13 protein-coding genes and 1 tRNA gene are annotated in these 14,408 nt (G+C 64.4%); 2 read left to right on the top strand and 12 right to left on the bottom strand.

The annotated features are described in order from the left end of the window. Window positions 1–159, bottom strand: coding sequence for a hypothetical protein (locus AC1C2M_RS03600; RefSeq protein WP_483404337.1), 159 nt, complete (start codon window positions 157–159; stop codon window positions 1–3). A 236-nt stretch (window positions 160–395) separates the two neighbouring features. Between AC1C2M_RS03600 and AC1C2M_RS03595 the strand changes: the two genes are divergently transcribed. After that, window positions 396–3,557 (top strand): M14 family metallopeptidase, encoded by a 3,162-nt coding sequence (locus AC1C2M_RS03595; protein ID WP_495434111.1) that lies wholly within the window; start codon window positions 396–398, stop codon window positions 3,555–3,557. Window positions 3,558–3,624: 67 nt separating this feature from the next. Here the strand turns inward: AC1C2M_RS03595 and AC1C2M_RS03590 are convergent. From AC1C2M_RS03590 to rplU, 10 genes are all read right to left on the bottom strand, one after another. Next, a tRNA-Ala gene (locus AC1C2M_RS03590) sits at window positions 3,625–3,700 on the bottom strand. A gap of 85 nt (window positions 3,701–3,785) precedes the next feature. Next, window positions 3,786–4,163, bottom strand: a complete 378-nt coding sequence (gene rsfS / locus AC1C2M_RS03585) for a ribosome silencing factor (protein ID WP_483404339.1) — start codon at window positions 4,161–4,163, stop codon at window positions 3,786–3,788. Window positions 4,164–4,185: 22 nt separating this feature from the next. Further along, window positions 4,186–5,484 (bottom strand): hypothetical protein, encoded by a 1,299-nt coding sequence (locus tag AC1C2M_RS03580; RefSeq protein ID WP_495435296.1) that lies wholly within the window; start codon window positions 5,482–5,484, stop codon window positions 4,186–4,188. After that, window positions 5,481–6,080 (bottom strand): nicotinate-nucleotide adenylyltransferase, encoded by a 600-nt coding sequence (nadD, locus tag AC1C2M_RS03575; protein ID WP_483404341.1) that lies wholly within the window; start codon window positions 6,078–6,080, stop codon window positions 5,481–5,483. Before nadD ends, AC1C2M_RS03580 begins: the two co-directional genes overlap by 4 nt. Before the next feature lie 7 nt (window positions 6,081–6,087). Next, window positions 6,088–6,285 carry a hypothetical protein gene (locus AC1C2M_RS03570; protein WP_108391231.1) on the bottom strand — a complete coding sequence of 66 codons (198 nt, stop codon included), beginning with the start codon at window positions 6,283–6,285 and terminating at the stop codon, window positions 6,088–6,090. Window positions 6,286–6,338: 53 nt separating this feature from the next. Beyond that, window positions 6,339–7,652: a glutamate-5-semialdehyde dehydrogenase gene (locus AC1C2M_RS03565; protein WP_495435295.1), complete on the bottom strand. Its 1,314-nt coding sequence runs from the start codon at window positions 7,650–7,652 to the stop codon at window positions 6,339–6,341. A 10-nt stretch (window positions 7,653–7,662) separates the two neighbouring features. Next, a complete protein-coding gene (gene proB, locus AC1C2M_RS03560; RefSeq protein WP_495435293.1) occupies window positions 7,663–8,472 on the bottom strand; it encodes a glutamate 5-kinase in 810 nt (269 codons plus the stop codon). A gap of 3 nt (window positions 8,473–8,475) precedes the next feature. After that, window positions 8,476–10,032 (bottom strand): GTPase ObgE, encoded by a 1,557-nt coding sequence (obgE, locus tag AC1C2M_RS03555; RefSeq protein WP_483404344.1) that lies wholly within the window; start codon window positions 10,030–10,032, stop codon window positions 8,476–8,478. 86 nt (window positions 10,033–10,118) lie between these two features. Continuing rightward, a complete protein-coding gene (rpmA, locus tag AC1C2M_RS03550) occupies window positions 10,119–10,379 on the bottom strand; it encodes a 50S ribosomal protein L27 (protein WP_108391235.1) in 261 nt (86 codons plus the stop codon). 18 nt (window positions 10,380–10,397) lie between these two features. Then, window positions 10,398–10,706: a 50S ribosomal protein L21 gene (rplU, locus tag AC1C2M_RS03545; protein ID WP_108391236.1), complete on the bottom strand. Its 309-nt coding sequence runs from the start codon at window positions 10,704–10,706 to the stop codon at window positions 10,398–10,400. Window positions 10,707–10,925: 219 nt separating this feature from the next. Between rplU and AC1C2M_RS03540 the strand changes: the two genes are divergently transcribed. Beyond that, complete coding sequence (locus AC1C2M_RS03540; protein ID WP_483404345.1) at window positions 10,926–11,210, top strand: DUF4031 domain-containing protein; 285 nt, start codon at window positions 10,926–10,928, stop codon at window positions 11,208–11,210. A 27-nt stretch (window positions 11,211–11,237) separates the two neighbouring features. Here the strand turns inward: AC1C2M_RS03540 and AC1C2M_RS03535 are convergent, their stop codons facing one another. After that, window positions 11,238–13,994: an Rne/Rng family ribonuclease gene (locus AC1C2M_RS03535; protein WP_495435291.1), complete on the bottom strand. Its 2,757-nt coding sequence runs from the start codon at window positions 13,992–13,994 to the stop codon at window positions 11,238–11,240. Between the last annotated feature and the right edge of the window lie 414 nt (window positions 13,995–14,408).

Here is a 14,408-nt window from a genome sequence, read left to right as displayed (position 1 = left end):
TCACTCCTTCGTGTCAGCGGTATTCAGATGAACGTCGATCGGTGGTCGCGCTGACAGCGCCCCGCGCCCATACTTGGCGCGCAAGGCAAAGTCGTTCTCAGCCTTGTCGTCGTCAGTGCGCGTGAACGAGTCGTCCTTCGTTACTCCTCCAGCGACCATACGTCCTTCACCGCGAATCTGTGTTCCGCGGTGGTGATCACGTGTTGGGGAGCCGATCGGTGGAGCCGGCGCTGATGGAAGAGACGCACGCCGTCTTCGACTCGATCGAGTTGACACCTCCCTTGACGAGCACGCGTCGGAGGGCACAAGATGAGGATCACTCGCGCTACGCCACCCCCCGGGAAGGACCGCTCGAAGACCCCGGAACCCCGGCACCGCGCCACAAAGGAGTGCGCATGTTCCGCAAGCTTGCCGTCGCCACCAGCGCCGCATTGATCGTCACGATGCTCGTCTCCACGCCAAGCATGGCGAGCCCTCCGCCTCCGCAGGCAGACCAGGACCGCATGGCGGTGTACACCGGCACGGTGAGCGTCGAGGATCTGGCCGCCATCGTCGAGCTGGGTGTCGACCGTCAGGAGCTGGTGACGACGCCCAACGGCGCGGCACCCGGCCAAGTGGACGTGCAGGTCATCCTGAGCGGCGATCAGGCCGCGCAGCTTGCCGAGGGAGGCACGACGCTCGAGGTGAAGACGCCGTCGGCGAAGCGTCGGTCCTTGGATGCAGCCGACGGCGTGTTCCGCACCTACAGCGGCGAGGGCGGCATCCTCGAGGAGCTCATGACACTGGCGGCAGCCAACCCGAAGATTGCCGAGTTCCGTGTGATCGGGCAGACCGTGAACGGCCAGGACATCGGCGCGGTGCGCCTCACGAAGAACGTCGCGAAGACCAAGGACGGCAAGCGCCCCGCCACGGTGTACGTCGGCGCGCAGCACGCGCGCGAATGGATCACGCCCGAGATGGTCCGGCGATTGCTCAACTACTATGTCGATTCCTACGGGAGCGACCCGCGCATCAAGGGCATCGTCGACGACACAGAGCTGTGGTTCGTGCCTGTCGCCAACCCCGACGGCTACGACTTCACCTTCACCGAGGGCCAGCGACTCTGGCGCAAGAACCTTCGCGATAACAACGGAGACGGCCAGATCACGGTCGGCGATGGGGTGGACCTCAACCGCAACTACCCCACCCGCTGGGGTTACGACAACGAGGGCTCCTCACCCGACCCGGCAAGCGAGACCTACCGTGGGACCGCGCCCGCATCGGAACCCGAGACGCAGGCGCTCGACGCGCTGTTCGCGAAGGTCACACCGCAGTTCCTCGTGAATTACCACTCGGCCGCGGAGCTGCTGCTGCACGGTATCGGCTGGCAGGTCTCGACGCCGTCGCCGGATGACGTGATCTACGAAGCGATGGTGGGCGACGACGCGACGCCCGCGATCGCCGGCTACGACCCCGACATCTCCGCGGAGCTGTACACGACCAACGGCGATACCGATTCGCACGCCCAGGAGGCGTACGGAGTTCTCGGCTTCACACCCGAGATGGGCACTTGTGAGTCCGTATCCGACTTGTATGACGATGACGAGTGGAACTCCGAAGACTGCGAGAGCGGCTTCAACTTCCCCGACGACGAGGGGCTCATCCAGGCCGAATTCGAGAAGAATATCCCCTTCGCACTGGCCGTGGCGGAATCTGCCAAGGACCCGAACGACCCCGTCTCGGTTGTAGGCCGTGATGCTGAGGACTTCCGCGTCGACAGCTTCTCGGTCTCTTACGGCGACCCGCAGACCGTGGCCGTCTGGGCAAAACGGGACTTGCTCGCGAAGGTGATGACCTACCGCATAAACGGCGGACCCCTGCGGATCTCGCCGGTGAAGGAGTGGAAGGGCGGCGAGCGGTACGGCGACGAGAACGTCGACTACTACGGCGAGTATCGCGGAACCGTGAAGGGCGCGAAGGCGGGCGACAGCGTCGAGGTCTGGTTCTCGGGGCTGCCGTCGGCGCGCGACATCATCAAGAACCGCGCGCTGAAGAAGATCAGCAGTGAGCACTTCACCTACCAGGTGGCGCACGACACTGGCAATTCGGTGCTGATCATCGCCAACGAGGACTACACCGGTGTGAACCCCGAAGCCACTCCAAGCGGTGCCGGCCCGAAATACCTCGACGCACATGTCGCGGCATTCGAGGCGAACGGCGTCACGCCGGATGTATGGGACGTCGACGCGAACGGCGTGCCGCACGACCTCGGTGTGCTGAGCCACTACGACGCGGTGTTCTGGTACCTCGGCGACAACCGGCTCACCCAGGACCCGGAGGACGCGATAACCCAGACGTACTTCGGAGACCTCGAGGACGCCTCCGTGGCGGAGCGGCAGCAATACCTGACACTCGCTGTGCGGGACTACCTCAACGAAGGGGGCAAGCTCGCTCTGGCGGGTGAGACGGCCGCCTACTACGGGCAGTTCGGCGGAGCGCTGGGTGGGATTTACTACGGTCTGGACGGTGCGCCGGATCAGGATTGCGTCGTCACGTCGGACCCATACTCGGATTGCCTGCTGCTGGCCGACGACTTCACCCAGTATTGGCTGGGAGCGTACAACCGCACTCCCGTCGGAGCCGACGGCGTGACGGGGACGGCTGAACCGCTCGATGGGATCGAGGCACTCTTCGGGGGACCGGCGACGGAGGACAATCCGGTCGATGAGGCCGGCGCGTTCACCGTGACGAGCGACGTGCTCCCCGTTGAGCAGTTCCCGCAGTTCGAGAGCTGGGCGGTCGCGCAGTACCAGAACCCATCGGGGCCGTTCATCCCCATCGAAGGACTCTGGTCCATGTTCGCCGCGCACATCGATGACGGCTATCAGCGACTGAGCCGGACATTCTCAGTGCCGGAACTGGGGGTCGGTGAAACAGCGACCTTCGACGCGCAGTTCTCGTACGCGACGGAGTTCGGCTACGACAACGTCATCGTCGAGGCTCGACCGGCAGGCACTGAGGACTGGACGACGCTTCCCGATCTGGGCGGCGCCACCACCACCGATGTTCCGGCGGAGTGCGAGGCGGAGTTCTACGTCGAAGAACACCCGCAGCTGGAGCACTACCTCACTGTTGGGGACCCGTGCGAGCCGACCGGAACCACCGGCGAATGGAACGCCTTCACGGGTTCGTCCGGCGGCTGGATTCCGGTGTCCTTCGACCTCAGCGCATACGCGGGGCAGGACGTCGAGGTCGTGATCAGCTACGTCACCGACGGCTTCACTGGCGACACGGGGCTCATGGTGGACGACACGAAGTTCGTGCTGAACGGCGAGGCGACGGAACCGGAAGGCTTCGAAGAGGAGGACGTCTCACCCTGGAGTGTCCTCGCCGCCCCGGAGGGGAGTCCCGACAACAGCGGTCAGTTCGAACGGTATACGGGAGAGGGTCCGTTCATCAGCTCGACAGCCACGTCCGACTCGCTGCTGTTCGGATTCGGCCTCGAACAGCTGGAGTCGGACACCGCCCGATCGGAGGTCGTCGCGCGGATACTCACCCACCTGGGCCGTGCTGAATAAAAAAGAAACACTCTAAAGCCCACGCCAAAGAAAAGAACCCCTGAGAACTTATTGTTCTCAGGGGTTTTGGTGGATCTGAGGGGATTCGAACCCCTGACCCCCTGCATGCCATGCAGGTGCGCTACCAGCTGCGCCACAGACCCATTTCGGCCGCTTCGATCGCTCGAAGCAACCTGTTTAGATTACTACACAATCCGAAATGTTCCGAATCGAGCGGTAACCCGGGCGCTACTCAGCCGAGGCTCGCACCGGCTCAGCGATAGGAATGACCGGGCAGTCCTTCCAGAGGCGCTCGAGCGAGTAGTACAGTCGCTCTTCCTCGTGGAAGACGTGCACGACGAGGTCGCCGAAGTCGATGAGGATCCAGCGGCCTTCGGAGCGGCCCTCACGCCGAAGCGTCTTGTGGCCTGCTGCGTTGAGCTGGTCTTCGATCTCGCCCGCAACAGCCATGACGTTGCGCTCATTGCGACCCGTCGCGATGAAGAAGATGTCGACAAACGGCAACGGCTCGGAGACGTCAAGGGCGACGAGGTCCTCGGCACCCTTGTCCTGCGCTGCCGCTACGGCGATGTTCAGTTGTTCGATGGTTGATTCACGTGCTGTCACTGGGAAGTGGCCTTTCTGGGGGCTATCGCGACTGGAAAGCGCCGGCCGCGATACCGACGATGATGACCGACAGCACGGCGACAGCCAGCACACCGGCGGTTATCGCCAGGATGAGGAGGAGTCGATTGCTGCGGGCAGGAGCTGGAGGGGTAATCACATCGCGCGTAGCGGTGTGTGTCGACACAGCGCGGCTGGCGGAGACCGGTGTCCCCGCAGTGGCCGGCCGTGCTTCGTCTTCTTCGTCGAACATCGAATCGATGTCGGACCTGTCGAAGCCACTCGGGTGTTTGCCCGTGGAGCCTGTGCCGGTCGAGATGTCGATCGAGCCAGTGATAACGACGCCGCCCTGTGCCGTGAGCGGTCCGGTGAACGGGTCCCCCGTCGGCATGGATGGCAGAATCAGCGAGCTGGTCCCGACGCCGTTGCCGGCTTCCTCGAGCCCGCGGGCGATGATCTGGTCAAAGGGCTGCTCGAGTTCGGTGTCGATCTCGCTGAGGACGGGAGCCGGGCGTTCGCTAACCGCTTCACCGAAGTTACTCGCGAGCTGCGGCTCGTCGTCATCGTTGGTGTCCGACGCCGAGCTGTCTTCCGAGTCATCATCGACGATCGGGAGGCCGAACGACGTGCGCTTCTTTGCCGGGGCCTCGTCGTCACTCTCACTGACAACGACAATGCCCGGAGTCTCGTGGTCGACGACACCGGCCCGGGCAGCGGATGCCGGAACGAACGACGGCAGGCGAGACGACTTTGGCGCTCCCCCCGACTGGTCTGACGCTGCGGCCTTGCGAGCCCGAGGTTTCCGGTCCGGTCTGGCATCCGCATCGTCGTCGACCGCATCGTCGTCGACTGGAGCGCTGTCTACTGGAGCACTCTCTACTGGAGCACTCTCTACTGGAGCACTGCCTACTGCCTCGTCGTCTACCTGCTCGTTGTCGACCGCGTCATTCTCGACGTGCTCGTGCTCGGCAGGCTTGTTGCTCGCGGGCGCTTTCCCACCAGGCCGGGCATCGCCGGGTTCGACGAGTGGCGGAATGATGGTGACGGATGCCGTCCGCACGCGTTCGAGGTCACGCGCCTGGCGCCGGGTCAGCTGCGACCCTTCGGCTGCGGCGCGCTCAAGCGCTGCAACTTCCTCCGTCGTCAACGACGGTTCGGCGCGGGCCTCGGGCTGCGAGCCGGACACGTCGGGTATCGCCCCACCTGACACGGGAGTCGTGGTGGAGACGCGACGTGATTTCGTTTCGGGGGTCACGTCTGTCGTTCGCTGCTGCTCACGCAGCTGGCGACGAGAGAGCGGTTGCTCGTCGGGCAGCGGGGTCATGCAATACTCCGATACAGGTGGTGTTTGGTGATGTACTGAACGACACCGTCGGGAACCAAATACCAGACCGGGAATCCCCGGCTCACCCGGCTCCGACAGTCGGTCGACGATATCGCCAGGGCCGGAACTTCCAACAAGCTTACGTCTTGAGGCGGTAATCCCGAAACGCTGAGCGGATGTCCCGGTCGACTCACAGCCACGAAGTGGGCGAGAGACCAGAGCTCCTCGACGTCTTTCCAGTTAAAAATCTGGGCAACGGCATCCGCACCGGTGATGAAGAACAGTTCAGCATCGGGGCGGTTCCGGTGGATGTCGCGAAGCGTGTCGATCGTGTAGGTCGTGCCTTCGCGGTCGACATCGACCCGGCTGACGGTGAACCTGGGGTTCGACGCAGTCGCGATGACCGTCATGAGATAACGGTGCTCGGGCGGGGTGACGACGTTCTTGTGCCACGGCCTGCCCGTCGGCACGAAGATGACCTCGTCGAGGTCGAACGACTGGGCAACCTCACTGGCGGCGACCAGGTGGCCGTTGTGGATGGGATCGAATGTTCCACCCATGACGCCTACTCGTGGCCGGCGCGACGCGACTGCCATTGTGGGGCTAGTGACCGTGTCCGGGTTCTGCCGCGGCTTGTCCCGAGGCCTTCGCGCTGTGGCGGTTTGCGACATCGCGGTAGCTGAACGTCGCGACGCCGAGGAAGATGAAAACAATGAGAGCAATGACGCCGTACATCCAGGTGGGCATAGGCAGCTCCACGTGTGATACTGCTTCGGCGAGAAGGGTCGTCGCATACGACATGTGTGCTCCATTCAGTTCCGGCGGGGTGGCCACGCCACCATTCAGTCTAACGACTATCCGCGCACCTGACCGGTACCCCGGACCGTCCACTTCGTGCTTGTCAGTTCGGAGACACCCATCGGGCCCCTGGCGTGGAGCTTCTGCGTTGAAATTCCCACCTCTGCGCCGAAGCCGAACTCACCACCGTCGGTAAACCGCGTCGACGCGTTCACCATCACCACAGCTGAGTCCACTTCAGCCAGGAACCGCTCGGCGTTCGACACACTCTCGGTGATGATCGATTCGGTGTGCCCTGTGGAGTACTGGCTGATGTGGTCGATTGCCTCGTCGAGGTCGTCCACGACCCTGACAGAGATGTCGAGGCTCATGTGCTCCGTTGCCCAGTCCTCCTCCGTCGCAACGAGGGCATCCGGCCAGATGGCACGCGTCGCATCGTCGGCGTGGATGGTGACCCCGGATTCCGTCAACCTGGCGAGAACGCCGGGCAGCAGCCGGTCAGCGGCTGCAGCGTGCACCAGAACGGTCTCGACGGCGTTGCACACGCTCGGCCGCTGCACCTTGGCGTTGTGCACGATGTCCGTTGCCCAGTCCTCCCGAGCCGACTCGTCGAGGTAGATGTGGACGACGCCAGCCCCGGTTTCGATCACAGGAACCCGCGACTCGGTCACGACCGCCTGGATGAGTGATGCACTCCCCCGCGGAACGAGAACGTCGACGAGGCCGCGCGCCTGCATCAGCCGCGTCGCGCCGTCCCGACCGAACTCATCGATGGTCTGCGCGGCGCCCGACGGCAGACCGACCGAGCCGAGGGCATCCTGAATGACCTCAACGAGCCTTCCGTTCGTGTTCTCCGCAGCGGAACCGCCGCGCAGAACCACAGCGTTACCGCTCTTGATCGCGAGTGCAGCGATGTCGATAGTGACGTTGGGCCGCGCCTCGTAAATCGCCCCGACGACACCGAACGGCACCCGGATCTGATCGATGCGCACACCGTTGGGCAGGCGTGATCCTCGCACGCTCTGTCCGATCGGGTCGGTCAGTGCCATGATTTCGCGGATCGCCACAGCGAGGGCATCCAGTCGGCTCTCGTCCAGGCGCAGCCTGTCCAGCAGCCCGACGGCGAGACCGTTTGCGCGTCCGTTCTCGAGGTCCTTCGCGTTCGCGGCGAGGATCTTCTCGCTTGCCTGGGAGAGCCCGACGGCCATCGCTTCGAGGGCGGCGTTTTTCAGATCACCGGATGCCGTTGCCAGCACGCGGGATGCGTCGCGTGCTCGGAGGAGGCGCTCGTCGAACGACACCCCGTGGCCGGGATCGGCGAGTGAGCTCGCGGTGGGCGAAGCAATGTCTACGGCAGCGGTGTCGGTCATAAGACCGATATTAGCCAGCCGCGGGCGTACGTTCGACCCGTTCGGCCGGCACGAACCACGTTCCGACGGCTTCACCGTTCAAAGCGCGAGCAACATTGCCCGCCGACGTGATGAGAACACCGGCTCCCGCATCGGCGGCGAGCCGGGCCGCTGACACCTTGGTGGAGGCTCCCCCGGTCCCGACGCCGACAGCGCCGGCGCCCCCGAACGTGACACCGGTGAGGGCGTCTCCGCGCTCCACCCGGCTGATCGGTTCGGCGCCGGCCTCAGCTGGCGGCTTCGTGTAGAGCGCATCCACGTCGCTGAGCAGCACCAGCGCGTCGGCGTGAATGAGGATCGACACGAGCGCGGCGAGCCGATCGTTGTCACCGAAACGGATCTCGTGGGTTGCCACTGTGTCGTTTTCGTTGACGATGGGAAGGATCCGGAGCGCGAGCAACCGCTCCATGGCGCGCTGGGCGTTCGACCGGTGAGCATCGTTCTCGAGGTCACCAGCGGTGAGCAGCACCTGCCCGGCCACGATGTCATAGCGGTCGAGGCTGTCCTGGTAGCGGTAGATGAGCACGTTCTGCCCCACCGCAGCGGCGGCCTGCTGGGTGGCGAGGTCGACCGGCCGGTTGGTGAGCGCCAGGTACGGCATCCCGGTCGCTATTGCGCCGCTCGAGACGAGGACAATCTCGGCACCCCGCCCGTGGGCAGTAGCGAGCGCGTCGACGAGCGGCGCAATCTGGTCGGCGTTGTCACCGCTGATCGACGATGAGCCCACCTTGACGACTACCCGCCTGGCCGAAGCCAGGTCGGACCGATCAGCTACCGCCATGACCTATTTTTCTCCCTCGGCACTGGCTGCTTCTGCGGCCGCACGTTCTTCTTCTTCGTACTGGTCACGCCACAGCCCGGCTTCCCGTTCGCGGACCATCTCGGCACGCGCTTCGGTTTTCGCGTCCATCCGCTCGAAGTACTCCTCGCGGCGCTGGTTGCGGGTCGGGCGGTTGTTCGCGTCGAGCCTGGCATCGAGTCCACGAGGGGTCGTGATCATCTCGGCGGACGAGGTCAGCGTCGGCTCCCAGTCGAAGACCACACCATTGTCTGAACCGATGATGACCGTGGATCCACCGACGGCGCCGGCCTTGAACAGGCCGTCTTCGACGCCGAGCTTCGCGAGGCGGTCGGCGAGGTAACCCACTGCTTCGTCGTTCGTGAAGTCGGTCTGCTGCACCCAGCGCTCGGGCTTGGCGCCGCGCACACGGTAGATGTTGCCGAAGCTGCCACCCTCGACGGTGACCGTGAACTTCGACTCGTCCACGGGACGGGGGCGGATGACGATGCGGGGGTGAGCCGCTTCGTGCTCGGCCTTGGCCTTGCGTTCGGCCTCGACGAGGTCGCCGAGCGCGTAGGAGAGCTGGCGCAGCCCTTCGTGGCTGACCGTCGAGATCTCGAAGACGCGGTATCCGCGGGCTTCGAGCTCCGGCTTGACCAGCTCGGCGAGCTCCTTGCCCTCTGGCACGTCGACCTTGTTGAGCGCGATGAGCTGCGGACGCTCGAGAAGCGGCGTCTGGCCCTCGGGTACCGGGTACGCGCCGAGCTCACCGAGGATGATGTCGAGGTCACTGATCGGGTCACGGCCCGGTTCGAGGGTCGCGCAGTCGAGGACGTGCACGAGGGCTGAGCAGCGCTCAACGTGGCGGAGGAATTCGAGCCCGAGGCCCCTGCCCTCACTCGCGCCCTCGATGAGTCCCGGGACGTCGGCGACGGTGTACCGGATGTCGCCAGCCTGGACAACGCCGAGGTTCGGGTGCAGTGTCGTGAACGGGTAGTCCGCGATCTTGGGCTTGGCCGCGCTCATCGCGGCGATGAGGCTCGACTTTCCGGCTGAGGGGTAACCGACGAGCGCAACGTCAGCGACGACCTTGAGCTCGAGGGTGAACGACCCCTCCTGGCCGAGCGTGCCGAGCAGAGCGAACCCGGGAGCCTTCCGCTTGGTGGTCGAGAGAGCCGCGTTGCCGAGGCCGCCCTGTCCACCCTGCGCGATGACGTAACGGATGCCCGGCTCGGCGAAGTCGATCAGTTCGTTGCCATCGGCGTCCTTGACGACGGTTCCGACCGGGACGGGCAGTTCGAGTTCTTCACCCGTCGTCCCCGCGCGGTGGTCGCCCATGCCTGGGCCACCGTTCGGTGAGCTCCGGTGCGGTGACCGGTGGTAGTTGAGAAGCGTCGTGACCTGCGGGTCAGAAACGAGGACGATGTCGCCACCGTTACCGCCGTTTCCACCATCGGGTCCGGCTAACGGCTTGAACTTCTCCCGACGCACAGACACGCATCCGTTACCGCCGTTTCCAGCACGCAGGTGCAGTGTCACCTGATCGACGAATGTGGCCACGAGAGCCCTCCAAATTAGTTTGTTCTTCTACATAAAAAACTCAGGGGCGAGCCGAAGCTCGCCCCTGAGACACATCGAACTGATGCCTATTCGGCAGCTGCCGTCACGATGTTGATGACCTTACGGCCGCCCTTGGCGCCGAATTCGACAGCTCCTGCCTCGAGGGCGAAGAGCGTGTCGTCACCGCCGCGTCCGACGTTGACGCCGGGGTGGAAGTGCGTGCCGCGCTGGCGAACGATGATCTCGCCTGCTGAGACAACCTGACCGCCAAAGCGCTTCACGCCGAGGCGCTGTGCGTTGGAGTCGCGACCGTTGCGAGTGGAACTCGCGCCCTTTTTGTGTGCCATCTCTGTTCTCCCTCAGGCTTACTTGATGCCGGTGATCTTGACGCGTGTGAGCTCCTGGCGGTGCCCCTGACGCTTCTTGTAACCGGTCTTGTTCTTGAACTTCTGGATGTGAATCTTGGGGCCGCGGAGGTTCTCGATGAACTCAGCCGTGACTGTGACCTTCGCGAGCGACTCGGCGTCAGTGGTGATCTTGTCACCGTCGACGAGAAGAACAGCGGCCAGTTCGACCTTGCCGTCCTTGATGCTCTTGACGCGGTCCATCGTCACAATGGTGCCGACCTCTACCTTTTCCTGCCGACCACCGGCGCGCACTACTGCGTAAACCACTTCTCGTACCTACTTCTCTTGGGAGCTTGTGCTCCGAGTTGAATCTGTCAAGGAATATTCACTGTGCGGTAGACCCCAGCGGGAAGGGAGGTCAAGCTGACAGAAAACCATGGGCAAAACGCGGGATAAGCCAACGTGCACCAACAGGAAACTTTACTTGATCACACCCGATCTCACAAATGCACGCCCAGCCGTGTCGCAATTCGTAGACTTCAGGTCATGACCGTGCTCATCGACACTCCGTTATGGCCGGCCCACAACACACTCTGGTCCCACCTCATCAGCGACGTTTCTCTCGACGAGTTGCACGCGTTCGCCGCTCGTCACTCACTCCCCCGGCGCAGCTTCGACCTGGACCATTACGACGTGCCACAGGAACGCTTCGACGAACTGGTCGCCGGTGGTGCGGTACCCGTAAGCGCGAATGTTCTCGTCCGTCGGCTGATCGAGAGCAACCTCAGGGTGACGGCGAAAGAACGCAAACGGCGGTCGGCCCTCGGGTGAGGGGCGACCGCCGTTCGTCGTTACTGGCTACTCAGCGGCCGGCGCGGATGTTCCGGCGTCTGCGTCGTGAGCGACGGGAGTCCCGGTCAGGCCGGCGGTCGTCACCCGACGGCGGCGTGCACGGCCGGTACCGGGCAGCTTGGGCTCCGGAAGCGCGTCGAGCACTGAGCCGAGGAGGTCCTCAGCGTCGCGCGGGTCGACTCTCTTCGCCTTGCGTGCGGGCTCGAGAGGGATGTCGAGGATCGACAGGGCATCCCGGGCTTCCGTGCGGGAAGCGGCACCCTGAGGCTCGGGGTCGGGCCTGCCGGAATCCGGCCTGCTCGTCTCCGGCCTGCTCGTCTCTGGCCGGCTGGCAGGAGCCAAGCTCTCGGCACGCGCGTCAGGCGCAATGTCCTCGGTCTGGCCGGCTGAGCCGCCACCCGAGTTCCCCTGCGCCGACCCGGCGCCGCGGTTCTGGCCCTTCTGGTTCTTCCGGCGTTCGTTGCGTCGCTCGCTGCGTGACTCATTGCGTCGCTCGCTCGCGGCGGGCTGTTCCGTCACCTGATCGGCCGACGGCGCGTCGTCCGCGTGAGCAACGATCGTCGATGCGGCGATCTTCGCGAGGGCGTTCTTGGCGTCATCGGTGATGGCGTGTGTCGGGGCCTTCGGTGCCTGGCCGACGTTGTTCCCTCCACCGTTGCCGTTGGTGTTGCCACCGTTGCTGTTGCCGTTCGAAGTGCCGCCCTTGCCGCGACGCTTGGTCTCCGGCTGAGGGGTCTGGCGGTGCTTGACGATCGGGTCGTGGTGCACGATGACACCGCGGCCGGCACACACCTCGCATGGCTCACTGAACGACTCAAGCAGGCCAAGGCCCAGCTTCTTGCGCGTCATCTGAACGAGACCGAGCGAGGTCACCTCGGCGACCTGGTGCTTGGTCCGGTCACGGCTGAGGCACTCGATCAGTCGGCGCAAAACGAGATCCCGGTTGGATTCGAGCACCATGTCGATGAAGTCGACGACGATGATTCCACCGATGTCGCGCAGCCGAAGCTGGCGGACAATCTCCTCGGCGGATTCGAGGTTGTTCTTCGTTACCGTCTCCTCGAGGTTTCCGCCTGAACCGACGAACTTTCCCGTGTTGACGTCGACGACAGTCATTGCCTCGGTTCGGTCGATGACGAGCGATCCACCGGAGGGCAGCCAGACCTTGCGGTCGAGGGCCTTCTCGATCTGCTCGGTGATGCGGTACTCGTCGAAGACGTCCCGGGTGCCCTCGTAGCGCTCGACGCGCTCGAGCAGGTCGGGAGCGACACCACGCAGGTAGCTTTCGATGACTTCCTGCGCGTCATCGCCGGCGATGAGCATCTTCTGGAAGTCCTCGTTGAACACATCGCGGACGATCTTGATCAACAGGTCAGGCTCAGAGTGCAGCAAAGCTGGCGCCTGAACGCTCTCCATCTGCCGTGAGATCTCTGCCCACTGGTTGATCAGGCGATTGACGTCGAGCGTGAGCTGTTCCTCGGTCGCGCCCTCTGCAGCGGTCCGCACGATGACGCCGACGTTGTCAGGAAGCACCTCTTTGAGGATCTTCTTGAGGCGAGCACGTTCGGTGTCGGGCAGCTTGCGTGAGATGCCGTTCATCGAGCCGTTGGGCACGTAGACGAGGTACCGGCCTGGAAGCGAGACCTGGCTGGTCAGTCGAGCACCCTTGTGTCCGACCGGGTCCTTGGTGACCTGGACGAGAACACGATCGCCTGGCTTGAGCGCCAGCTCGATGCGGCGCGGCTGGTTTCCGGTCTCTGCGGCGTCCCAGTCGACTTCGCCCGAGTACAGCACGGCGTTGCGTCCGCGTCCGATGTCCACGAAGGCTGCTTCCATGCTTGGCAGCACGTTCTGCACGCGCCCGAGGTAGACGTTTCCGATGAGGGATGCCTCTTCGTTACGCGCGACGTAGTGCTCGACGAGCACGCCGTCCTCGAGTACACCGATCTGAATCTTGTTGCTCTTCGAGCGGACGATCATCGTGCGGTCGACTGACTCACGACGGGCGAGGAACTCTGCCTCGGTGACAACCGGGCGGCGGCGGCCGGCATCGCGGCCGTCGCGTCGTCGCTGCTTCTTCGCTTCGAGGCGCGTCGAGCCCTTGATGCGCTGCGGCTCGGTGATCTGCTCGACCTCACGCGGCTGTTCCCTGGGCTGCCTGACCTTGACTACCGTGTTGGCCGGGTCGTTCTGTCCCGACCGGCGTTCGTCGCCCGAGCGGCGGCGTGCGCGACGGCGGACCGTCGACGGCTCGTCAACCTCGTCGTCGTCATCGTCGATCGCGTCGTCGCGATAGTCGCGCGCGGGGAGCGGTTTGACGTCGGGTGCCTGGAAGAACAGCGCTGTCGTCGGCGCTGTTGAGTATGCGGCGAAGATTCCGGGCGCCGTGATCTCCGCGGTCTTCGCGGGCTCGGCCGCGTCTGCCGCTGGCTCCTCGGCAGCAGACTCGTCACCGGCCTGAGTCGGTTCCGCGACAGTAGCGGAACCGTCTGGGGCTGCGGACGGGGCTGCGGACTCCGTATCGCCTGCAGCATCCTCGGCGGCCACAGGCGCTGCGTCGGATGACGCCGCGTCCTCAGAGTCAGGACGTTGCGGTGCGTCTTCGGCGACCGGTTCGCTCGCTGCGGCATCCGGTGCCTGCGTGTTGGCAGTCGGCGCCTCGAACGCCTGCGCCTCGAAGGCCTGGGTCTCGGAGCTTTCCGGCGCTACGCCCTCGCTGTTGGTTGATGTGTCGGCCGTGTTATCAAAATTTTCATTCACCATTCCTGGTGCACTCCTCATCCGGCACGGCAGCCGCGCTGCCCATCCGGGAACTCTCGAGCGGTTTCTCGCTTTCGCGTACTCCCCGCAAATCCTGTACGTCCACGACCGGCCCTGTGGCTCTGGTCGCGTACCTTCTTTGTCGGCCGTACCCCTTCGAGTTGTGACCGACGAACACTTTTGTCTCAAACACTGGGCGAACGCTGTTTCATTACGAGCGCCGTGCCCAATAAGCCTTCTGTTGTACGACCCTAGAGCGCGGCCCTATGGTCGTGCTCTCATTATCGCACGGCAGGCGCGTTCAGAGCGATTCTCCGGCTCGCGCCGCACCGCACTGTGTCGTTCTCTCGAAAGGTGTGTCGCGAAGAGCCGTGCTCCGACACAAACGGTCACTCGCGCCGCCCGCGGGCGTGCGCC

The organism is Mycetocola sp. Y444 (assembly GCF_059445295.1).
This window is presented reverse-complemented; position numbering and strand designations above follow the sequence as displayed.